The sequence below is a fragment of the Streptomyces sp. NPDC006602 genome, from assembly GCF_042870385.1.
Lineage (GTDB): Bacteria > Actinomycetota > Actinomycetes > Streptomycetales > Streptomycetaceae > Streptomyces.
In genome coordinates this window covers 1-22,578 of sequence record NZ_JBIAHG010000050.1, presented here as the reverse complement: position 1 = coordinate 22,578, position 22,578 = coordinate 1, and the positions used below count along the sequence as shown (strand labels likewise).

The following is a 22,578-nucleotide window of genomic DNA, read 5'->3' as shown; positions in this document are numbered from 1 at the left end:
TGCGACTGTTGCGGTCCATCGAGTATCTCCGACGCCCCCGCACGGACCCCACGCGTGATCTGTCCGTCGCGGGCACGATGTTCGGACGTTGTGTCAGGCGTGGTGCTGGAAGGCGGCATGCACGGCCCCGTTCGGCCCAAGGGATGCTGAAACCTCCGCCGAATGCTCCCGCACTCCTGAGCCGACGCCGTGCCGAGAGCGTGCCCATAAGAGCAGACAATCCTCATGCGCTTTCCCTTCGGTGGCTTCGGTAGTCGTCGAGCCAGCGGAGACCTTCGCTCGTGCCGGCGCGTGGGTGGTACTCGCAGCCGGTCCACCCGTCGAAGCCCAGCTCGTCGACTACGTCGAGCAGGTGGCGGATGTTGAGCTCACCCCGGTCGGGCTCGCCCCGGTCGGGCACGCCCGCGATCTGCAGATGACCGACCCGGCCGGTCGGCAGGTCGCGGCGCACGGTCGCGGTGAGGTCGCCCTCGACGATCTGGCAGTGGTAGAGGTCGAGCTGCACCTTGAGATTCGAGGCTCCCGCCTCCCGCACCACTGCGTGGGCCTCAGCCTGGGTGCTCAGGAAGTATCCGGGCATGTCGCGGCCGTTGAGCGGCTCGATCAGGATGTCGACGCCCGCCGCGGTGGCCCGTTCCGCGGCCCAGGCCAGGTTGGTCAGGTAGGTGTCGCGGTGCTCGGCCCGCTCGGCCGGTGTCGCGTCCGGTCGGACCAGCCCGGCCATCAGGTGCACCCGCGGGCAGCCCAGCGCCGTCGCGTACTCCAGCGCCCGGTCGACCCCGGAACGCACCTCCGCCTCGCGTCCGGGCAGTGCCGCCATCCCGCGCTCTCCGGACTCCCACGCTCCGGGAGGTGCGTTGAAGAGCACCTGCTTGAGGCCGTGGCCGTCGAGCCGGCGGTGCAGCTCGGCGGCGTCGTACGCGTAGGGGAAGAGGTACTCGACGGCCTGGAAGCCGTCGGCCGAGGCCGCGGCGAAGCGGTCGAGGAAATCGTGCTCGTTGTACATCATGGACAGGTTCGCTGCGAACCTCGGCATGCTGGCTCCTGTGTTCCGGCCGGGGACGGCCAGGGTCAGTGGTTGACGACGTGCTTCTTGGTGGTGAGCACCGCTGCGGCTCCGACGACGAGGGCGAGCGCCAGGACGTACATCGGATCACCGCCGTGCCGGTGGCGCCCTTGAGCGCGCCGTCATGTAGGGCCTGACTGCAACACCGTGGAGCGCGCCATCAACAGGTTCAGGGAGTGGCGGGGGTCGGGTGAGGTCGACTCGGGGCGCCCTGCTGATGTTTCCACCAGTGGGTTTCCCCGAGCCGCCTCCCGAACCCGGCGTGCCCGTCTCCGGGCACCGGGGTCTCCACAAATCCCGTTTCGGGGTGTTCAGTTCCTCATGCCGTAGTGGGCCACGGGGTCGGGATGAGTGTTCCCCGGTATCGGTATCTGGTCGTGCTTACCTTTGCCGGGTTAAACAGTTCCGCTTCCTCCGTGGCAGGCCACCAACCACCGCCGTAATAGCGTCGACGGAGCTGCTTCCAAGTGATCCCTCAGCCGGTGGAGCAAGGAATCCAGCGACAAGCCGACGTTCTGCCGTCCGGTCAGTGCCTTCACCTTTCCCGTCGCGGAACGCACTGACTTCCGTGCCGGATAGGTGTAGATGTACTGCCGGTCAGTACCCAGTTTCCGGTGACGCTGGATGCGCCATCCGAGAAAATCAAGGCCCTCGTCAATGTGCGTGATCTTTGTCTTCTCCACCGACAGGCGAAGGCCCATCGGCTTCAACGCCTCCGCGACCTCGTCGCGTAATTCCTCGGCGTGCTCACGGCGCCCGAAGACAAGCACGAGGAAATCATCCGCATACCGGACCAGCCGGTAGTTGGGCAATCCCCGGCGCCGTCTCCTGCGCCGATCCTCGGAGGTGCTATCTGATCCTCCAAGTCCCTGGGCGATGTGCTCGTCCAGGACCGAGAGCGCAATGTTGGCCAGCAGTGGCGACAGGATCCCGCCCTGCGGGGTCCCGGTGCGTGTGTCCGTGAAGGCTCCATCCCGGGACAGGATCCCGGACTTCAAGAACGACTTCACCAAGGACAGCACCCGCTTGTCCCCGATTCGATTCCTCACCCGTTCCATGAGAGCCGAGTGCGAGATCTCGTCGAAGCACGCCGTGATGTCGCCCTCCACCACCCACTCATATCCGTGGCTGGCGAGATAGCGAGTCTCGGCGATCGCGTCATGAGCCCGGCGGTTCGGGCGGAACCCATAGGAACACGGGAGGAACTCCGCTTCGAACACCGGCTCCAGCACCAGTTTCAAGGACGCCTGGACCACCCGGTCCGCCACGGTCGGAATCCCAAGACGGCGAAGCTTGCCGCTCGCCTTGGGAATCATCCGCTCACGGACGGGAACCGGTCGCCAGGCTGCGGTCTCTAATCTGAGTCCGCAGCCTGGCGAGAAACATCTCGACTCCCTGCCCGACCTCGATGGAGCGTGCGGTCTTCCCGTCCACTCCGGCCGTGCGGGCACCCTTGTTTCCCCGGACACGGTCCCACGCCACCAGCAGGAAGGCGGGATCGGCCACGAGGTTGAACAGATCGTCGAACCTGCGATGACGATCATCAGCAGCCCAACGGTGCAGCTTGGTCTGGATCTCCAGTACCCGGCGTTCGGCCTTCATCAAGGCCCATTCCAGCTCGTCGGTATTCACCGGCGATAACCTCCTGGCATTCCAGTGTCCCTACTGCTGACTTGCTGGCTCCCTTCCCCATGTGACCGCCTCTCCCGGCCTCGAAGTACTACGGAGCCTCCGCCCTGCCCAACGGCCATCAGCCGGCGACGGGCCTGCCCTCGACCGAACTGGAGGTCCGGCCTGGGGCGACCGCGGACAGTTCCCACGTTCACCACAGAATCGATCGACGGGTGAGGTGCCCAGCTCTACCCCGGCAGCATCGCCACACCTACGCCGCAGGCTTTCGACGTGGCCTCCCCACCGGTAGGTAGATCCGGCTTCGGAGTCGACCGCCAACTGCCAGCGGTCGTGCACTGCGTCCGGCCCGCATCCGCCAGGTTGGAGCCGGTGTCGTAATTACGGGGCGTCAAGCACTGATTCCTCGCGTGCACCTTCCCGTCTCGCTAGCCGGACCCGGACTGTCTGGCGATGCCAGCCCGTCCCGACGTTGTCGGGGCTGCTTACCGCTCAACTCGGCATCCCCCGAGCCGAACTGCCCCCAGCTTCAGCCGGATTGCTGCGACAACCCGGCGGTGAAGGTCTCTCACCTCACTCGATTCCAGTGAGGTCGACCCGGAGCGCGGTACTGGCCTCACAACCAGCCCGTTTCTCCGGGTCGCCTCCCGAACCCGGCGTGCACCGCTAAGCGCACCGGGCTCTCCACAAGTCCCGTGGGTCGGTCTTCATTTCATGCTGTGCTCGGCCAAAGTGTCGGGATGCGTGTTCCCCGGTAGTAGTAGCGCTTGGCGCTCACTCTTGCCGGGTCGAACAGTTCCATCCCGCCCTCGGCGGGCCAGATGCCGTAGCGTCGGCGTAGTACCTTCCAAGGAACGCGCCGATGCTTGCGCTCCTGCCATCTGATGATCTCCTTCCAGAGGTAGGCCCTCAGATAACTGAAATTCGCATTCGAGCATCCGTACTTGAAGTACGCGGTCCATCCCCGCAGCATCCGGTTGAGCTGACGCAGCAGGTCTTCGAGCGACAGGTTCGTACTCCGCCGGCAGATCGTCTTCACCTTGGCCATGACGGTCACCAGGGCCTTCTTGGCCGGATAGACGTAGACGTACTGTTTGCCGGTGCCTCGCTTCCGGTGGCGCTGGATGCGCCAGCCGAGGAAGACAAGGCCCTCGTCGATATGGGTAATCAGGGTCTTCTCCGGCGACAGGCGCAAGCCCATCGTGGAGAGGATCCCGGCGATTTCTTCCCGCAGGGCTACGGCGTGTGCCTCGGTGCCCGACACGAGCAGGCACCAGTCGTCCGCATACCGCACAAGACGGTAGTTGGGCAGACCTTGGCGGCGTCGCTTGGCCCTTCCATACGGGCTGGCTCCGGGGCCGCCCGGCCCTTGGGCGATATGCTCGTCCAGGACCGAGAGTGCCACATTGCTCAGCAACGGGGAAAGAATCGACCCTTGCGGAGTCCCGGCATTGGTATCCACCAGCGTGCCGTCTTCATCGAGAATGCCCGCCTTCAGAAATGCCTTCACCAGATCCAAGACGCGTTTGTCTCCGACTCGTTCCCGCACCCGATCCATGAGAGCGGAGTGCGAGATTTCGTCGAAACAGGCTTTGATGTCACCCTCAACAATCCACTCATACGAGCGGGATGCGAAATGGTGCACCTCGGCCACCGCGTCGTGAGCCCGGCGATTCGGACGGAACCCGTAGGAACACGGGAGGAAATCCGCCTCGAAAATCGGCTCCAACGCCAGTTTCAAGGACGCCTGGACCACCCGGTCCCGGATGGTCGCGATACCCAGGTAGCGGACCTTGCCGCCAGCCTTGGGAATCGCGCGTCGCCGAGCCGGTAGGGGCCGGAAGGTGCGGGCCTTGAGATCATCCCGCAGTTCCGAAAGGAATCCCTCCAGCCCGCGCACGGACTCAATGTAGTAGGCGGTCTCGCCGTCCACTCCCGCCGTGCGCGCACCCTTGTTGTTCCGCACCCGATCCCAGGCCACCAGCAGGAAGCCCGGGTCCGTGGCGAGGTTGTACAGATCATCGAACCTGCGATGAGGGTCATCACTGGCCCATCGGTGCAGCTTGGTCTGGATTTCCAGTACCCGGCGTTCCGCCTTGAGTAAGACGTATTCCAGTTCGTCGGTATTCACCAACGGCCTCCCGGCATTCCAGCGTCCTTACTGCTGACTTGCTGGCCCCCTTCGCCATGCACGGACCTCTCGTCCGCTCGGACTACTACGGGGCCTCCGCCCCATCCCGCGCCTTCGACAGACGACGCATCTATCCCAAGAACCCGGATGGATTCCGGTCCCGGGGAACGACGCGGGATGGTTCCCGTGTTCACGGTGAATCGATCGATCAGTCCGGCGCCCAGCTTTGCCCCGGCAGCCTCGCCACGGTTACGCCGCAGGCTTTCGCCGTGGCCTCCCCACCGACACGCCAAGTCGGCTACGGAGTCAGCCCGCCCAACGAGCTGACTGTGCGCTACAACCCGGCCCATATCCACCAGATTTGAGCCGGTGCCACGCTTACGGAGCTTTACCACTGGTTCCTCTCGTACGCCCTCTGATCTCGCTCGCCGGACCCGGCCCGTCTGGTAGTTCCGAGCAGTCCCGGCTTTGCCAGCGCTGCTTCCCGCCCTCCCCGGCGTCTCCCGGGTCGGACTGCGCTCAGCTCCCACCAGGCTGCTGCGACAGCCTGGCGAGGAGGTCTTGCACCTCCTTCGATTCACCGCGCCTCACGGCGCACCAGCGCCTCGTGGCGCACCCACCCGATACGACAAGACACCCGAAAGCCACGAAGCCGGGCCGCACCTACGCGGTGCAGTCACCTGGCTCCGCAGCCTCCCTGCCATCCCATGGCCTCAAAGGCCCTCTCTGTGGCGTGGGCAGGCTCAGCCGTCTGCTCGTGCAGCACACGCACCGCGTTCTCCGCTCCGCTGCGCGGGCTGGAGAGCACGGGCTTGGCGACGGCTTCGGCGATCACGGGAGCCAGCCGTGCCATGGATGCCTGGGCCAGCACGATCACGTCGACCTCCGTGGCCAGCGCCCGTGCCCCGTCCAGCACCATCGCGTCGTGGCGGCCGCGGTCACCGGACATCAGCACCGAGAAGGCGCCCTCGCACAGCCGCTCCTGGACGGTGATGTCGCGACCGGCCGCCCGGGCCTTCTCCTCGACGAGGGCACGGGTCGGCGGCAGCGTCGTGGGGACCGTCGCCAGGACGCCGATGGCGTCCGCGGTCTCGACCGCTGACGCGGTCATCGCGTCGTCGATCTTGACGATCGGGACGGAGACCAGGCGTCGGGCCACGTCGATGGCCGGACCGACCGAGGAGCAGGCGGAGAAGATGACGTCGGCCCCCGCGGACTCGGCGGCCTGGGCCAGGTGCACCATGCGCTGCGTGCTGGCAGGTGATACCTCACCGTCGCGCACCACGGCTGCCAGCACGTCGCTGTCGACGAAGTGCAGGACCTTGGCGTCCGGCGCGAGTTCCGCGAGGTACTCGTTGATGACCGAATCGGGGTTGATGAACAGCAGGCTGGTGTGCAACACGGCGATCGAGGCAGTGGTGGACATGGTGTCTCCAACAGGGTGCGGTATCGGCCCGCGTGCCGAGGAGGGCACGAGAGCGCGAGACAGAGCGTGCGAACCGCGCGCAACGCGCACGGCCGGGGGACGTACGATGGTCTTGTGTCCATCGGTGTGGTGCGGCTAGGGCAGCAGGGCTGAGTTCAGGTCATGCGTTTCCCCCCTCGGTGCGGGGGGCTCAGGCGGCCGATGACCTCCAGGGCGGCGTCCCGGACCGCGTCGCGGCCCGCCGCCCACAGGGAGACGACGTCGGAGCCGGGCAACGCGGACGGGAGGGTCACTCGGACGGCTTCCAGATAGGCGCGGCGCAGTTCGGCGTTGACGTTGACCTTGCTGACGCCTCGGGCGAGGGCGCCGTGCAGCTCCTCGACGGGCAGACCGCTGGCGCCGTGCAGGACGAGCGGGACCGGTACGGACTGGTGGATCGCGGCCAGCCGCTCCAGGTCCAGGCGGACCGGGTGCTTGGTGAAGCCGTGGACGTTGCCGACAGCGACGGCGAGTGTGTCCACGCCCGTCGCGGCCACGAATTCGGCCGCTTGCTGCGGATCGGTCATCGCCGCGGCCTGCGCGACGGCGTCGGTGGAGACGTCCTCGTCGCCCGGCAGGGCACCGAGCTCGGCCTCCACCCAGGCACCGTGGTCACGAGCCCGCCGCACCGCCTCCTTCGTCAGTGCGATGTTCTCGGCGAACGGCAGGTGGGAGCCGTCGACCATGACGGAGGTGTAGCCCGCCTCCAGGCAGGCCGTGATCTCGTCCAGGTCCCGGCTGTGGTCGAGGTGCACACCCAGCGGGGCGACGGAGCGCGCAGCCGCGTCCAGCGCCAGCCGCATCAGGGCCTCGCGCCCGGCGTGCTTGAAGGGGCTGGAGCCCGCCTGGATGACGACCGGCCGTCCAGCTTCCTCGGCGGCGGCCGTGATGCCCTGGACCGTCTCCAGGTTGTAGGCGACGAACCCCGCCAGGGCGTGACCGGCGGCCGCGGCCTCCTTCAGGGCATCGGTTCCGTGCAGCAGCATCAGGCACTCCTCAGCAGGTCGAGGGCGTCGGCGAGCGCGTCGGCGTCACCGACGTTCCCGGCGAAGACGATGTAGGGGATGCCGGCGGTGGGGCCGTCCACGGGCTCCCAGAGCGAGACGATGCCGGGTAGCAGCGTGCCCCGGGCCCAGGCACGGCGGATCTGAAGGCCACGGGTGGCGGTGTCGCTGAAGGTGATGCCGCCCTTGGCGACGACGAAGGCGGCCCGCCGGGTGGCGTTGACCCTGCGCACGGCCTCCACGAGCGCGGCGGAGACCCGGCGGGAGATCGCCAGACTGTCGTCCGCGTCGGCACCCGCCACCAGCACACGAGAGGTGCGGATCACGGCGTCCGCCGAGTCCAGCGCGCCGGCGGCCGCGGCCGCGACCTCGGCGATGTGGGCGTCACGCCGCTCCGCGTCGAGCAGCAGGGCCACGTCCAGCTCGTACTCGGTGATCCCGCCTCGATCCCGCAGCCGGTCCAACTGCCGTGTCGTAAGCGCGACATGAGACCCCACGACGATGAGACCGTGCGGTGCGTCCCCGCGCAGCGGGCGCAGTTCGGCCGGGGTGAGCGGTGCCCGCGCCGCCTGTCCGGCGCGGGCCCTGACGAAGGACGGCCCGACCCGGTACAGCAGCCGTGTGCCGTTCTCCTCCGCCTCCGCGAGGGCCAGGGCCAGCACCCGCAGGTCGTCGTCGCACACCGCGTCGACCACGGCCGTGCGTCCGCGGCGCAGCGAGGACAGCAGCCGCGCCGTGTGCGCCGGGCCCCCAGATCGCAGGTCGTCCAGGGTGACGGGCAGGACCTCGTCCGCGGGTATGCGTCCGCCCGTCTTCTCCTCGACCCACTCGGGCAGCGACGATCTGCGGTAGCCGAAGGTGGCGTCACGGGCGAACTCGCTCTCGCCGACCGGCAGCAGCCCGTCGGCCGTCCGCATCCAGTGGCTGGAGCCGACGGTCAGCCGGCCCGCCTCGATGTAGGCGGGGACCAGTACCACTCCGTGCGGAGCTTTGCCGTCCAACTCGGTCAGCTCTTCGGCGAGGACATCGGTCTCCAGCGGGAAGTGGCCGCGCAGCGTCGAGTCCCCACGGCTGGCCAGGACGTAATCCGTGCCCTCGGCCGCCGACGCCGCGTGCAGGGCGCGAACCACCTCGCGGTTGCGGGCGGCCGCGTCCTCAGGGGACAGGCTGCGGGTATTGGTGAGGACGAAGAAGACGGCGCTGTCCTGGCGCAGCGCCCAGCGCAGGTCGTCAACCGTCCAGAAAGTCAGGACGGGCACGTCGGCGACCGTCTGAGTGCCGGTCGGGTCGTCGTCGAGGACGACGAGACGGGGGCCGTCGGATATGCGGGCGGCCACTTCCGCGGCGCTCACCTCGCGGACCGGGGGCAGCCCTTCCAGCACCGCGGCCTCGGGCACGGGCCGCGTCTGGGCATGAAGGGGTAGAGACATGGCGAATTCCTGACCTGTTATGAGTAGTTGAGGGGGGAACGTCAGTCGAGGTCGCGCTTGATCACGTCACACCAGGGCTTGACCGGGTCCCGCGACGACCTCGGGACGGAGCAGCTCGGCGAGGGTGCCGACGGGCAGGAGGCCCTTGTCCAGGACGAGTTCGGCGACTCCGCGTCCGGTGGCGAGGGCCTCCTTGGCGATGCCGGTGGCCGCCTCGTAGCCGATGTACGGGTTGAGGGCGGTGACCAGGCCGATTGAGTTCTCCACCGCCGCTCGCAGCGCCTCGGTGTTGGCCGTGATCCCCGCGACGCACCCGCTCGGCCAGGGTCAGGCACGCGCGCTGAAGGTGCGTGATGCTCTGCGAGAGGGAATGCAGGATGACCGGCTCGAAGGCGTTGAGCTGGAGCTGCCCGGCCTCAGCGGCCATGGTGATGGTGACGTCGTTGCCGATCACCTCGAAGGCGACCTGGTTGACGACCTCGGGGATCACCGGGTTGACCTTGCCGGGCATGATGCTCGAACCGGCCTGCACCGGCGGCAGATTGATCTCGTTCAGACCCGCGCGCGGTCCGGACGACAAGAGACGCAGGTCGTTGCAGCTCTTGGAGAGCTTGACCGCGATCCGCTTGAGCACACCGGACATCTGCACGAACGCCCCGCAGTCCTGGGTCGCCTCCACCAGGTTGACCGCGGTCACCAGCGAAAGCCCGGTGATCTGCGACAGGTGGCGCCGCGCCGCCTCGGCGTATCCGGCAGGAGCATTCAGGCCGGTGCCGATCGCCGTGGCGCCCAGGTTGATCTCGTGGATCAGCTCCACCGCCTCCGCCAGCCGGCTGCGGTCCTCCTCCAGCATGACCGCGTACGCCGAGAACTCCTGCCCCAGCGCCATCGGCACGGCGTCCTGCAGCTGGGTGCGGCCCATCTTCAGCACGTCACGGAACTCCACCGCCTTGGCCGCGAAAGCGTCCTGCAGCACCGCCATCGCCTTCAGCAGCCCGCGCACCGCGTACACGGTCGCGATCTTGACGGCGGTCGGATAGACGTCGTTGGTGGACTGGCTGAGGTTGACGTCCTCATTCGGGTGCAGGTACCCGTACTCCCCCCTGGCGTGCCCCAGCAGCTCCAGCGCCCGGTTGGCGATCACCTCGTTGGCGTTCATGATGGTCGAGGTGCCCGCACCGCCCTGGATGACGTCGACGACGAACTGGTCGTGCAGCTTGCCGTCACAGATCTCACGGCACGCCTCCCCAATGGCGGCGGCCTTCATCGGCTCCAGCAGGCCGAGTTCCTCGTTCGCCAGGGCGGAGGCCTCCTTCACGGCGGCCAGAGCGTCGATCAGGTGCGGGTAGGCGGCAATCGGCGTCCCCGTGATGGCGAAGTTCTCCCTGGCGCGCAGGGTGTGGATGCCCCAGTACGCCTCGGCGGGTATGTCGCGGTGGCCGAGCAGGTCGTGCTCGCTGCGGTGAGCTACGGCGGTCATGGCAGGCCGGGCCTTCTCTCGGAGCATCCAGGCGTGCGTGTGCGTGGGGTGCAGCAAGGGGCGAGCGAGCACGACCCGCCAGAGCGGTAGGGACTTGCCACGACCACGTCGCGGAAAGTCCGCGCAGTGTCACCGCCGTCGGTTCGGCTCAGAACGACTTGTCCTTCGCCTTGTAGTAGGCGCCGCCGAACGGCAGGAACCAGGCTGTGCCGTTGTGGAAGGGGACTGGCACCTTCGGGAATCGCCGGGCGGCGGCAGGACCTCGGTCCCGATGCCGTCACCGGGGATGAGGGCGATGCGGTGGTTCTGGTTCGTCATAGGAGCGATTGCAGCAGCGGGCCGGGCAGCGCGTCCAAGACACAATCCCGATGCACCTTATAAGGTGGCCTTATAAGGCGGCCTTTTCGCGGTTCCGTCAGCGCTCCGTCCAGGAAGGCCATCGCCGCCGGGGACAGCGGGCCGCGGCGGCTGATCAGCGCGATGCGCAGCTCGGCGTTCGGTTCCAGATCGAGCACCAGGGCGCCCGCCCGCTCCGCCGTCCGCCGCCAGGGTCGGTCACTACCGCCAGCCCCATCCCCTCCGGCACCATCGGCAGCACCGACACCCGATGTTCCGTCTCGGCCGCGACGGTGAACTCGACACCGTGCTCGCGTAGGTCGTCCGCATAGGCCCGCCCGGCCGTGCCCCGCTGCACAAATGATCAGCGGGTGCCCGGCCAGCACTTCGCGAGCCACCGTTCTGCCCGGAGGGAACGGCCCGTCGGGCGGCGTCAGCAACACCAGCCCCTGCACCCCGAAGAGACGGGACACCACCGTTCCTACAGGCTGAGCGGGAGTGAGTGCTGTTGCCAGACCTCTTGCTCAGCCGGGTGTCCCGAACGGTGTTGGGCACCCTGGTCGCCCGCTTTCGCTCCACTACCGGGCGGCGCGCATCTGGTGCGCGGTCCGGGCGGGTGGGGGCGGGTTTCCTCACGCCTGCGGGTGTCCGGTCGGGCCTGGACGGTCCGATGCCCACCACGATCACTCTGGTCGTCGTGGGGCGGTGCCGTCCGTCGCCGGATCGGATGCCCGAGGGCGCGTCGCCCGACCGCGATGCTCGCCGCATCGTGCCGGGACGTTGTGCGTCGTGGGGTGGTCAGGGGCTTCTGCCAGTGCTGGGCACCCCAGCGGCTGGTGTAGGCCGGGTCGACCGCGACGACCGCCACGTTCTGTTCGGCGGCCATCGACACCAGCCGGGCCCTGAGCTTCGCGATCGGGAAACGGGACAGCAGCCGCCTGAAGCGCTTGTTGCGGCCATGCTGCTCATGGCCCTTCTCCGCCGCGAAGTCGAGGTCTTCGATGGCGATCGCGGCGGCCCCGCACCGGCGGGTGTGGTGCAGCAGCCGGGTCAGCGCGTGGCGAATCTGCGCGTCCCGGTGCTCGGTACTGCCCGACAGGTTGTAGAAGAACCGCTGGGGTTCGCCGACCGGGTTGCCGTGCACGTCCAGGTGCCAGGCGGCGAGGTGGTCGTCGTTCATGTCCACTGCCACCACCCCCCGCGCCAGGGCCGCCTGAAGCGGCAGGACGGGGGTGGCGGCGCGCTGCCAGGACGCGGTCACATACCAGCGGCCCCGGAGCACGTCGTGGTGGATGCGGTAGGCCACCGCCCGGTACGCGGTGATCCGGTCACGCCACTCCTGACCGCGGTGCTGGAACGCCACGGTGGCGTCCAGCAGATACCGGCCGTGGGAGGCGTTGGCCAGGTGGGCCAGCGGGGCAGGATCCCCGTCACCGAAGTCAACGAGCCGCCCCCGCAAAGGTCACCCATTCGACCCGAGAACTCCCGTTCCCCTGCCGAAACCGCAGGCCACAGCACACCCCCGCCGGCGTACCCTCCTGGCGCGCAGATGAACCACCGCATCCAGCCCCGGCACTCACTCACGCTCACCAGAAGTCACTTCTGCTCAGTACACCGGCAGCAATTCCCAACCCCCTGCTCGGGCAGCGGGCCGGCGGTGGTCAGCACCCCCAACCTGGGTGCTGTTCCTGGTGGCCGCCCTGCTGACGGCGTTCGGTACGTTCACACCAGCGGCGGTCGCGATCCTCGCGCCGATCGGCATGAACTTCGCCTACCGCTACAAGCTCAACCCGCTGGTCGTCGGCATGATGTTGATCAGCGGCGGGCACGCGGGCGCGTTCTCCCCGCTCGCCGTTTCCGGTGCGCTGGTGCTCGGCCTGGTCGACAAGACCGAACTGCAGGTCTCCGCGGTGACGCTGTTCAGCGCCAGCTTCCTGATCAACCTGGTGCTCTCGGCACTCACCTACGCACGGCTCGCCAAGCGCCCTGCCCCGCTGGCCGAGGGATCCGAGGATGCGGCCGAGGACGAGGACCTCGCCGTGTCCGGCAGGCCCGACAGGCGCCAGTGGCTCACCCTCGCCTGCTTGGTGGCCCTCGTGGTCGGCGCTCTCGGCTTCCATCTGGAGATCGGCTTCCTGGCTCTGGCGGCCGGTGCCCTGCTGGCTCTGGTGGACATGAAGCGGCAGGAGAAGGCCGTGGACGGCGTCAGCTGGTCCACCCTGCTGCTGGTCGCGGGCATGATGACCTACATCGCCATGCTGGAGAAGGCGGGCATCATCGAGAGCATCCGGAGGGGCGCCGGGACTCCATCAGCGGAGCCAGGATCGCCACCACGACCGGCGTACACCCCACGACGACGCCCGGAACGGCGGGCTCTGCCGTGCGCTCGGCGGAGAGAACCGCCACGTTGAAACCGACCAGGCCCGCCGCCGTCACCAGAGTGAGCCGCGCCCACAGCCGTGGGGTCAGTCGTCGGACCGGTGCCCAGTTGCGCCACACACAGAACGCGGCCAGCAACAGGAACCCCAGGGCGTAGCGGACCGCCTGTCCACCCAGGAACGGATAGTGCGCCATCTTGCTGCTCGCCACGAAGGACACACCGACCAGGACGGCGGAGACGGTACCCATCAGCAGGCCGAGTCGGTGCGCTCGCGTCATGGACGGTATCGCCTGCACGAGAGCGCCTCCCTCAGCCGCCGAGGTATGCCTTGACAATCTCCTCGTCCTCGGCCAACTCGTCTGCGGGTCCTTGGACTTTCAGTGCACCGGACTCCAGGACGTAGGCGCGGTCCGCGACTTCGAGTGCGGCCAGGGCGTTCTGTTCCACCAGCAGGACGGTGGTGCCCTGCTCGCGGATCCGGGCGATGGTTTCGAAGATGACGTCGACGAGCACCGGAGCGAGGCCCATGGAAGGCTCGTCGAGCAGGAGCAGTTGCGGCTTCGCCATCATCGCCCGTCCGACGGCGAGCATCTGCTGCTCACCGCCGGACATGGTGCCGGCCTTCTGGTGGAGCCGCTCCCGGAGCCGGGGGAAGAGTTCCAGGATCATCTCCCGGTCTTCGGCGATCCCTTCCTTGTCCTTGCGCAGGAACGCGCCCATGTCGAGGTTCTCGTCGACGGTCATCCGGGGGAAGATGCGCCGCCCCTCCGGGGAGTGGGCGATGCCACGTCGGACGACTTCGTGATCGGGCACGCCGTTGAGTTTCCGGCCCTGGAAGGTCATCGTGCCCCCGCGGACCGGCAGCAGGCCCGAAATGGCCCGCAGGGTGGTGGACTTGCCCGCGCCGTTCGAGCCGATCAGAGTGACGATCTCGCCCGGGTAGACGGTCAGTGACAAGCCCTTCACCGCGGCGATGTTGCCGTAGTAGACGTGGATCTCGTCGAGTTCGAGCATCGGTTCGCGCGTGTCGATCACGCCGGCGGCGCCGCTCATATGGTCTTGTCCCTTCCGGACTTGCCGAGGTACGCCTCGATGACCCGGGTGTCGGACCTGATGTCGTCCGGGCCGCCTTCGGCGATCTTCTCTCCTCTGTCGAGCACGGTGATCCGGTCGGAGACCTGCATGACGACGCTCATGTCGTGCTCGATGAGCAGGACCGAGAGGTCCTTCTCGGCCCGCACCCGGTGGACGAACTCGGCGAACCGGCCCGACTCCTGGGGGTTCATGCCGGCGGTCGGCTCGTCCAGGAGCAGGACCGTCGGGTCGAGTGCCAGCGCCCGTGCGACCTCCAGTCGCCGCTGGTCGCCGTAGGACAGATTGCGTGCGTACTCGCCCGCGACCTTGCCGATGCCGACGAAGTCCAGCAACTCCCGGGCGGTGTCCTGGGCTTCTTTCTCCTCGCGGCGCTGCCGTCGGGTGCGCACGATCGTGTGGAAGGGCCCCGACTTCAGCTTGGAGTGCATGGCGACCTTGACGTTCTCCTCGGCCGTCATCAGTCCGAAGAGCCGGATGTTCTGGAACGTACGGGCCATACCGAGGGCGGCGATCCGGTGCGGCACGAGATTGGTGACGTCCTTGTCGCCCAGTACCACCCGTCCGCTCGTCGCCCGGTACAGGCCCGTGAGCACGTTGAAGAACGTCGTCTTGCCCGCGCCGTTGGGCCCGATCAGGCTCACGACGGACTGGTCCGGGATGGTAAAGCTCACGTCGTTGACGGCGACGAGGCCGCCGAACTTCACCGTGATGTGGTCGGCTTGCAGTTTCACGCTCGTGACGGCGTCCTGCGGCGCCGTCTGAGGGGTCGTCGTCATGCCTTCTCCCCCAGTCCATCGGCCACGACGGCCTTCTCCGGTCCGTCGGCCACAGCGGTCTCCTCCGATGCGTCGGACACAGCGGTCCGCTGCGGTTCGTCCAACTCGGGGGCGGGCGCCTCCAGGTCGGCGTGCAGCGACTCCATGTCGGTCCGGCTGGGTTCGTGCAGCACCAGCCTGGTCCGCGACTCCGGCAGGATGCCCTCACGGCGGAACAGCATCATCAGAACGAGGATGCCGCCGAACAGCAGGTAGTTGTACGACGGGAAGTTGATGTCCGTCCCGAACTGCTCGTTGAAGGACGTCCCGAACTGGGGCAGGCCGGTCGAGTTGACCCAGGCGAGGATGAGGGCGCCGAGGATGACCCCCCACACGTTGCCCATGCCGCCGAGCACGACCATGGCCAGCAGGGTGATGGAGATGGAGAAGTTGAACCGGTCCGGCAGGACGCCTCCGACGTGCGTGGCGAAGGCGACGCCCGCCAGGCCTCCCGCCACCGCGCCGACGGCATAGGCGGAGAGCTTGGTGCGCATGAGTGGCACGCCCATCATGCTCGCGGCGAGCTCGTCCTCCCGGATGGCCAGCCAGGCGCGGCCGAGCCGGCCCTCGCGCAGCCGCAGTGAGATGAAGACGACGACGGCGGCGATCCCCACGAAGATCAGGTATTTCCACACCAGGTCGAACGGCCCGAGTTTGGTGGAGCCGATGCCGATCGGGTCGACCGGGGTGATGCCCTTGGTGCCGTTCGTCAGGTTGAAGCCGCCGATGTCGTCGCCGTTGGTGAAGACCTGGGGGATGATCTCGCCGAAACCGAGCGTCACCAGCGCGAGGTAGTCGCTCTTCAGCCGAAGGGTGGGCGCGCCGATGATCACGCCCCACATCGCGCAGAACGCGCCGGCGACGAGGAGCACCAGCCAGAAACTGACGTGGATACCGGGAACGGTGCCCAGAGCTCCGCCGAAGACATGGACGTTGACCTGGTAGAAGAAGCTGGACATCAGCCAGCCGGCGGTGTAGCCGCCCAGCGCCCAGAAGGCGACAAAGCCCAGGTCGAGCAGGCCGGCGTAGCCGACCACGATGTTCAGGCCGAGCGCGCAGATCACCCAGACCAGCGCCTCGTTGACCGAGGTGAGCGGCAGCCAGTTACGGAAGAACGTCTGGCCGTCGGGACCCAGGTTCGGGATCCAGTAGTAGTACGCCAGGAACACCAGCAGCGCCACCGCGGTGTACCCGAGCGGCCAGCGCATGCGGTGCGGTATGGCCAGGCCCGGCGTCCGCCGTGCCCGGCTCGGAGCCTCGGAAGCCATGGCTACACCTTCTCCGTGGTCGGTCGGCCCAGCAGGCCTTCGGGCTTGAAGACCATCAGCAGGATGAGGATGGTGAAGACGACGCTCTGGGACCAACGCTGTCCGAACCCGTAGGGCAGGCCGTCGTTGAAACCCTGGATGACACCGATGAGCAGGCCGCCCAGCACGGCGCCGGTGATGTTGCCGATGCCCCCGAGAACCGCGGAGGTGAAGGCGATGAGCCCCATCTGGTACCCCAGGTTGTACGCCGTGGTGCCCACGACCTGCTGGTACATGACGCCGGCCGTACCGGCCAGCGCCCCGCCGAGCAGGAACGTGAAGGAGATGGTCCGGTTGACGTTGACGCCCATCAGCCGGGCGGCGTCCTGGTCCTGGGCGACGGCCCGCATCGCCTTGCCCTGCCTGGTGCTGGTGACCACCCACCTCAGCAGCAGCAGGACCGGCACGGTCACCGCGACGACGGCCAGCAGACTGTAGTCGACCTTGAAGTCGCCGAAGCCGAAATCTCCTTCGGGGAGTACGGAGGGCCATTGCTTGGGCGTCGAGCCGTTCCACTTCAGGCCGACGAACTGCAGGATGAAGCTCATGCCGACCGCGGTGATCAGCGGGGCCAGCTTGGGAGCCCGCCGCAGGCGCCGGTAGGCCACGAACTCCAGGGTCACGTTGACGCCGCCGCAGAAGGCCATGGTGGCAACCAGCGTGACGAGGAAGAGCACCCAGCCGAGGAGGTTGGACTGGTCCGCGCCCATGACGGTGGTCAGGAGGAATCCGCTGAAGAGGGCTCCGAGCATGAACAGGTCGCCGTGGGCGAAGTTGATCAGCTCGATGATGCCGTAGACGAGGGTGTAGCCGAGCGCTATGAGCGCGTAGAGCATCCCGTTGCTGAATCCCTCAGCACCCGCCGAGAAGAACTGTGACGGTGAGTGGATCAGGTTGACGGCCAGCCAGACGACGACGCCGAGAAGGATGACGTACGTGGCATAGCGTTGGAAGACCGCCTTGCGGTCGATCGTGGAGGGCACCACGACGCTGGTAGCAGTTGCTGCCATGAAGGTCCTCGCGAGGGGTGGGGTGACGATGCGGAGGGCCGGCCGCAAAGCCGGTCCCGGGCGGGCGGCACCCGGTCGGATGCCGCCCGCCCCGCGGGGCCTCAGGTCAGCTGGTGACGGGCCACGGCTTCAGGAAGTTCTCGGTGTTGTTCTTGACGTTGATCACCGAGATGTCCAGGACGTCGACGTCACCGGTCTTCGGGGAGATGGTGAGCTTCTTGCCCACGGCCGACTTGTCGGCCGGGATGCTGATCCCGCTGCCCGAGAAGACCTGCTCCGTGATGCTCTTCCGGGTGCCGTCGGATCCCTCGATCGCCTTCAGGATCACCTGCAGCGCCTCTACCGCGTAGAGCGCGTAGTTGGTGGCCGGGTCGGCGCCGTACTTCTTCTTGAAGGCGTCGAGCAGCTTCGCGCCGACGCCGCCCTGCTCGCGCAGGGTCGTGGTGGTCAGGCCCGCGAAGGTGAGGTACGAGCCCTGGGCCTGGGCCAGCTTGTCGAAGTCCGGGTAACCGCTGAAGCCGTCGGGGGCGATGAGCTTCACCTTGGAGTTGTCGCCGAGGACCTTGACCTTGTCCTTGACCAGCTGGCCGCCGTTGTTGTCGAAGATGCCGCCGAGATAGACGCAGTCCGGGTTCGTCGCCTTGATGCTGGTGAACAGCGCAGTGTAGTTGGGCTGCTTGAGGTCCCAGGCCTGGTTGCCGAGCACCTGGATGCCCTGCTTCTTCGCCTCGTCCGCGAACGCCTTGGCGACTCCCTGACCGTAGGTCTGGTTGTCATTGAGGACGTAGCATTTCTTGACGCCGAGGTCCTTGGCGGCGAACTGGGCTCCCGCCGCGCCCTGGTAGTCGTCGGTCGCAATGACACGCGCGTAATTGCGCTTTCCGGACGGGAAATACTTCTCCGGCTCACCCGGGTCCCATGCCTTTGTCAGACCGGGGTTGGTGTTCGCGTGGGACACCATCAGCATGGGGCCGCTCGGGTCCTGGTTCAGAACCGGTGCCTCGAGCTTCGCGCAGCCGGAGTTGTAGGTGCCCATGACCGCGACCTCTTCGGAGTTGGCCACGTGGTCCTGCGCGTTCTTGGCGCACGTCGCGTCGTCCCAGGCGCCCTTGGCGGCCGTCGAGTCGTCGTAGACCTTGAGCTTCACCTTGTACTTTCCGGCTTTGCCGGCTATCTGGTCCAGGTAGAGCTGCATCGCGTTGACCGTCGACTCGGACGCGTCCTTCGATGCTCCCTGAAGTGGCAGGTCCACACCGATGACGAGCGGGTCACCGCTCGACGAGTTGTCGTCCGAGCCGCCCGAGGCATTGCCTCCGCAGGCGCTCAATGCGAGCCCGGCCACCGCAACCGTGGCGAAAATCTTGGCTGATCTGGACATCCCACTCCTCATCACCGCAGGTAGTGGGGAATTTGGAGTGCCTGTGTTACGAGAGAACACCTTCCAACGTACTCATTGTGTTTCGGAATTGAACTGTGACCGTACTGCGGGGTAGGAAGAAGACACGCCAAAGAAGCGGCCCCAGCTGGCGGATTGGGTCGCTTTGGTCGCACAATCCACCTGGCAGTAGTGAATTCGCACTACGCAGCTGTCAGTGCTGTCGAGATGCTGTCTGCGACCCGGACAACGAGTACGAGTTGTTTCGGTCGCTTGTTGCCGACCTTATGCGTCGACTCGCCACCCCTGAATTGCTCGCGGTTGTACGGCGCGGCAGCGACTCCGCGGCGCCTCACGTGGGGGCGCTGAGCAGTTCGTCGAGCTCCTCAACCCGCCCGTGGTTCCCACGCGCGGCCTGCCACAGCTTGTATGGCAGAGGACACTAGGGAACCGGCCTAAAGCTGTCAACCTGGGTCGAGGACGCCTGAGCATCTCCGACGGGACGTCAACGACGCTGGTCAGGATTTGCTTATCGGCGTTGACATTTGACGTCCGGGAGCAGCTCACCCGCCTCGGCTGCTATGGCACAGCCCGAGAAGGAGGGGCACCGGATGCTCAGGAGGGCGCCTCCGACTCGCTCCACTCCGGCCGCCGGATGCCATGCAGATTGCGGTAGGCGGCCCGGCCCGGCGGGGTCCAGCCGTCCAGCAGGGCGCTGTCCGGGCGGTGGATCTCGACGCCGAGGGGGCGGCACACGTCCAGGGGGTCGCGCGCGTCGGGGCCCCACAAGGGGACCGACAAGTCCCCGCCGGGGCACGTGGACAGGGCGCACAGCAGGTCGGTCTCGGCGAAGAACTCGAAGTAGTCCCCCTCGCACGCGGGGCAGTCCTTCATGAAGTACTGATCGTCGGCGTTGAGTCCGGTGCACTGGAAGACATTCAGTACGGCGTGCACGTCGAACTCGGTGAGACCGTACGGCAGGACGGCCCGTACGAGGTTCGAGTGACAGTGGAAGTCGAAGTCCTCGCCGGTGAGCATACGGTTGACGTACGGGTCGCATCGCGTGCCCAACAGGTCGTGCACGCGACCGCCATCGGCGTCGACACCGTAGTCGGCGAGGCTGTCGGCCGTGACCGTGAACAGTGGTCGCAGGAAAGGCAGGTTGGACCACACCCGGTCGTACGTGGAGATGTGCGCCCGCTGCAGCTGGCGGGTCCGTGCGTTCGCGCGGATCGTGGAGGTTCCACACGTTGAGGTCGCCGACCTGCGGTCCCTCGATGGTGACGATGCGACAAAGGTGGCCCTGCGGAACGGTCCAGGCGCGGCCGGAGCGGATCGGTATCTCGAAGGCTTCCACCAGTTCGTGGCGTACGCCCGCGAAGCGGCCGTAGAACGCTCGGTCGACGTCGAGGGCGCCGCCCTCGGTCGCCTGGTAGGCGGCTGCGGCCTTGGAAGACTGCGAGGTCATGGGGTCGTGCCTTTCGTCCGGGAGTCCGCGCGCACGGCGTCCAGCACCTGGCGTTCGGAGTCGTCGAGGTAGAGCCTCAGGGCATCCCTCGCGTCCTGGCGGCGACCGCGACGTACGAGATTGCAGATTTCGCGGTCACGGGCCACCCACGGCGCCTGGAACCCGGCCTCGTCGGCCATGACGGCGAAGGACGTCGTCGGGTCCGAAGACCACGTCCACCAGAGCCCGTGTGCCGCACTCCACGAGGGCCACCAGGCGCACCAGCGGGTAGCCGAACGCGCGGACCCTGCCGATGTGTTTGCGAAAGTGCCAGGTCACCGCTTCCTCGTCGGGAGCGGACAGGGTGGTGCCGTCCACGGCGACCAGGCGCAGGCCCTGGTAGAAGGCGCAGGACTGGCGGTGGTCGGCCACGGGGCCGGCCAGGATCGAGAACAGGTGGCGCAGCGGTCCGCTTCCCAGCCGGCGCCGGGCACCGGCCAGCGACGAGGCACACGGGTGGGCCACGGGCACGCTGCCCAGTCCCGCCGTGAGCTTGGCCCATACCGCCTGGTAAGAGGATCGCTCGAAGAAGGCGAGGGCCAGCACGAAGTACACCACGACGCGCGCCGGGAGCAGCCGCAGCCGCTGCTGTCGGACACCGGTGTCCTAACCGCGTCGACCAACTCAGGGTCGATGATCTCGGTCAACTCGCCCAGGTGGCCAGGCGCGTACACGTCCAGGGCTGTCTCGCCAGACCTGACGCTGACAGAATTCTGCGGCAACGGGACCTCCGGGACACTCGCAATGGCTTCGACACCATGCGAACTACCAGAAGTCCCGCCCTCTTGACAGGGCGCACACATCCTTAACGCACCGGCGTTGCCGTGTCGTGGTGTAGGGGATCAAGCGTTACGCGTTCCGGTACAGGGCCCCTGACGATCTCCGCAGGGCGGCAGTCCACGAGGGCCGCGGGAGTCCTCGGTGCGGCGTACGCCGACGCGCCAGGAACAGCGGTCGGCGGGGTCACCGCACAAGGAGCAGGACCGCCGGAATCGCTGATCGGAGTGGGCGAAGGTGAGATCGATGTGCGCCCCAGGGCTCCACAGGGGTTGTGTTGGCCGCCGGTGCCACCGCCCTGGCCGGAAGTACGAGCAGGGCTTCTTTTGAGCAGCGGCCCGATTGCCCGCCTACGCCGGGTCCAGGTCGGCGTACAGCACGTGGTGGTCCGAGGCCGCGTTCGGATGCACACGGCGGTTGAGGGGGACGTAACCTCGCAGGAAGACGTAGTCGAACTTGCTCTGCCAGTCGGTGGTCGGCTCGCAGGTGGCGGTCGGTGAGGGGTGGCACTGGGGGTCCGCGTCCGCGGCCAGTTTCCACATCCTCGTGAGTTCGGAGGCGTCCGGCACGGCGTTGAAGTCGCCGATGACGATCGCGGGGTCGTGCCTGGCGACCTCTTTGGCGAGTACGGCGACCTGGTCCGCCCGGACCGCCTCCTGACGTCGTTCGGCGAGGTGGGTGTTGAAAACCCGGACCGGGCGGCCGGCCACCGTGGTGGTGACCGCCATGTACCCACGGTCCTCGGAGCCGCCGTCGGGATACTCCTCGGTGACGACGTCGGTCATCGGCGCCGCCGAGAGGATCGCCTGGCCGTAGCCGCCCGGATTCCACGGCGCTCCCCCGCAACGGCCCCAGTTCCTCAGGACCGCCCCGTACTCGACGTGGTAGACGAGCCCGTGAAGGTTCTCCAGATAGTCCCGGATCTGCTCGACGTCACCCACGCACGCTTCCTGCAAGCCGACGACCTGGGGCGCGAACGTGGCGATCTCCGCCGCCCGGTCGTCGTTGCCCGTCTCGCAGGGGTTGCAGAGGTTCCACGTCATGACCCGGTTCGGTACGACGTCTCTGACGGCTTCGGCGGGCAGTGATCCGGCGTCGAGGGCTCCGCTCGGGGCACTGGGGCCGGAAAGCACCATCCAGGCCACAACCATGGCACCCACGAACAACCACGTGCCCTTTCCGAGCACCATCGCCTCCTCGACACGGATCCGTGACTCCTCCCCCGGCTGAAGCCGGGGGCTTCTCGCTATGCCGGGTTGGCCTTGCGACGGACCAGCCCGGCCCGTAGAACGTTGGCGGCTGCCACGGTGTCGGCGTGCGCGTGGTGGCCGCAGGCGACGCAGTGGAACTTTTCCTGTGTGGGCCGGTTCTCCTTGGCGGTGTGCCCGCATTCGGGGCAGGTGCGGGAGGTGTTGCGGGGGTCCACGGCGATCACTTCCCGTCCGACGCTTTCAGCCTTGGCGTGCAGGATCGTCAGGAACACCCCCCATCCGGCATCGTTGATCGACGTGTTGAGTCCGGCCTTCGCGGCGGCCCCGTTGGGCAGGAACGCGCCCGGCTGATCGGGGTCGGGCTTCGGTGCGGGGGCCTTGCTCATGTTGCGGATCTTGAGGTCTTCGTGCGCGATGACGTCGTGTGCGCGGACCAGACCGAGCGCTGTCTTGTGCGCGTGGTCAAGGCGCTGGCGACGCACCTTGCCGTGCAGTTCGGCGACTTTCTCCACAGCGCGCTGGTGGTTGGCGGTACGGTCCTTGGCCTTGCGGTGCGGGAA

General features: G+C 67.5%; 16 protein-coding genes and 5 pseudogenes. 1 reads left to right on the top strand and 20 read right to left on the bottom strand.

Annotated features, from left to right (window positions below):
• Positions 1–223: 223 nt before the first annotated feature.
• From otnI to ACFYO2_RS45755, 10 genes and pseudogenes are all read right to left on the bottom strand, one after another.
• Positions 224–1,036: a 2-oxo-tetronate isomerase gene (otnI, locus tag ACFYO2_RS45800; RefSeq protein WP_388362389.1), complete on the bottom strand. Its 813-nt coding sequence runs from the start codon at positions 1,034–1,036 to the stop codon at positions 224–226.
• Between the two features lie 425 nt (positions 1,037–1,461).
• On the bottom strand, positions 1,462–2,382 hold the full coding sequence (locus ACFYO2_RS45795; protein WP_388362386.1) for a reverse transcriptase domain-containing protein: 921 nt from the start codon (positions 2,380–2,382) through the stop codon (positions 1,462–1,464).
• A gap of 4 nt (positions 2,383–2,386) precedes the next feature.
• A complete protein-coding gene (locus ACFYO2_RS45790) occupies positions 2,387–2,698 on the bottom strand; it encodes a hypothetical protein (protein ID WP_388362384.1) in 312 nt (103 codons plus the stop codon).
• Between the two features lie 709 nt (positions 2,699–3,407).
• Entirely contained in the window at positions 3,408–4,826 is a 1,419-nt protein-coding gene (gene ltrA / locus ACFYO2_RS45785) for a group II intron reverse transcriptase/maturase (RefSeq protein WP_388362381.1), read from the bottom strand.
• 676 nt (positions 4,827–5,502) lie between these two features.
• Complete coding sequence (locus ACFYO2_RS45780; protein ID WP_388362380.1) at positions 5,503–6,252, bottom strand: aspartate/glutamate racemase family protein; 750 nt, start codon at positions 6,250–6,252, stop codon at positions 5,503–5,505.
• Between the two features lie 155 nt (positions 6,253–6,407).
• A complete protein-coding gene (locus ACFYO2_RS45775; RefSeq protein ID WP_388362377.1) occupies positions 6,408–7,277 on the bottom strand; it encodes a ketose-bisphosphate aldolase in 870 nt (289 codons plus the stop codon).
• Complete coding sequence (locus tag ACFYO2_RS45770; protein WP_388362375.1) at positions 7,277–8,725, bottom strand: four-carbon acid sugar kinase family protein; 1,449 nt, start codon at positions 8,723–8,725, stop codon at positions 7,277–7,279. The genes ACFYO2_RS45775 and ACFYO2_RS45770 overlap by 1 nt, the downstream gene beginning before the upstream one ends.
• A gap of 66 nt (positions 8,726–8,791) precedes the next feature.
• A pseudogene (gene aspA / locus ACFYO2_RS45765) lies at positions 8,792–10,205 on the bottom strand (aspartate ammonia-lyase).
• A gap of 314 nt (positions 10,206–10,519) precedes the next feature.
• Positions 10,520–10,720 (bottom strand): hypothetical protein, encoded by a 201-nt coding sequence (locus ACFYO2_RS45760; protein ID WP_388362373.1) that lies wholly within the window; start codon positions 10,718–10,720, stop codon positions 10,520–10,522.
• 302 nt (positions 10,721–11,022) lie between these two features.
• Positions 11,023–11,964, bottom strand: a pseudogene (locus tag ACFYO2_RS45755) (IS200/IS605 family accessory protein TnpB-related protein); the annotation flags it as partial.
• Positions 11,965–12,220: 256 nt separating this feature from the next.
• On the opposite strand from ACFYO2_RS45755, the pseudogene ACFYO2_RS45750 reads away from it, so the two are divergent.
• A pseudogene (locus tag ACFYO2_RS45750) lies at positions 12,221–12,781 on the top strand (SLC13 family permease); the annotation flags it as partial.
• Positions 12,782–12,815: 34 nt separating this feature from the next.
• On the opposite strand, the gene ACFYO2_RS45745 reads toward ACFYO2_RS45750, so the two are convergent.
• The 10 genes and pseudogenes from ACFYO2_RS45745 to ACFYO2_RS45700 form a co-directional block, all read right to left on the bottom strand.
• Positions 12,816–13,169, bottom strand: coding sequence for an EamA family transporter (locus tag ACFYO2_RS45745; RefSeq protein WP_388362427.1), 354 nt, complete (start codon positions 13,167–13,169; stop codon positions 12,816–12,818).
• 61 nt (positions 13,170–13,230) lie between these two features.
• Positions 13,231–13,974: an ABC transporter ATP-binding protein gene (locus ACFYO2_RS45740; protein WP_388362372.1), complete on the bottom strand. Its 744-nt coding sequence runs from the start codon at positions 13,972–13,974 to the stop codon at positions 13,231–13,233.
• Positions 13,971–14,792 (bottom strand): ABC transporter ATP-binding protein, encoded by an 822-nt coding sequence (locus tag ACFYO2_RS45735; protein ID WP_388362370.1) that lies wholly within the window; start codon positions 14,790–14,792, stop codon positions 13,971–13,973. Before ACFYO2_RS45735 ends, ACFYO2_RS45740 begins: the two co-directional genes overlap by 4 nt.
• Complete coding sequence (locus ACFYO2_RS45730) at positions 14,789–16,099, bottom strand: branched-chain amino acid ABC transporter permease (RefSeq protein WP_388362368.1); 1,311 nt, start codon at positions 16,097–16,099, stop codon at positions 14,789–14,791. The genes ACFYO2_RS45735 and ACFYO2_RS45730 overlap by 4 nt, the downstream gene beginning before the upstream one ends.
• A gap of 2 nt (positions 16,100–16,101) precedes the next feature.
• Positions 16,102–17,148 carry a branched-chain amino acid ABC transporter permease gene (locus ACFYO2_RS45725; RefSeq protein ID WP_388362365.1) on the bottom strand — a complete coding sequence of 349 codons (1,047 nt, stop codon included), beginning with the start codon at positions 17,146–17,148 and terminating at the stop codon, positions 16,102–16,104.
• Between the two features lie 106 nt (positions 17,149–17,254).
• Complete coding sequence (locus ACFYO2_RS45720) at positions 17,255–18,526, bottom strand: branched-chain amino acid ABC transporter substrate-binding protein (RefSeq protein ID WP_388362362.1); 1,272 nt, start codon at positions 18,524–18,526, stop codon at positions 17,255–17,257.
• Positions 18,527–19,138: 612 nt separating this feature from the next.
• Positions 19,139–19,991 (bottom strand): annotated as a pseudogene (locus ACFYO2_RS45715) (urea carboxylase-associated family protein).
• A gap of 135 nt (positions 19,992–20,126) precedes the next feature.
• Positions 20,127–20,621 (bottom strand): annotated as a pseudogene (locus tag ACFYO2_RS45710) (transposase domain-containing protein); the annotation flags it as partial.
• Between the two features lie 536 nt (positions 20,622–21,157).
• Positions 21,158–21,997, bottom strand: a complete 840-nt coding sequence (locus tag ACFYO2_RS45705) for an endonuclease/exonuclease/phosphatase family protein (RefSeq protein ID WP_388362359.1) — start codon at positions 21,995–21,997, stop codon at positions 21,158–21,160.
• Between the two features lie 56 nt (positions 21,998–22,053).
• The coding region (locus tag ACFYO2_RS45700) for an RNA-guided endonuclease InsQ/TnpB family protein (protein ID WP_388362357.1) at positions 22,054–22,578 on the bottom strand (525 nt) is incomplete at its 5' end.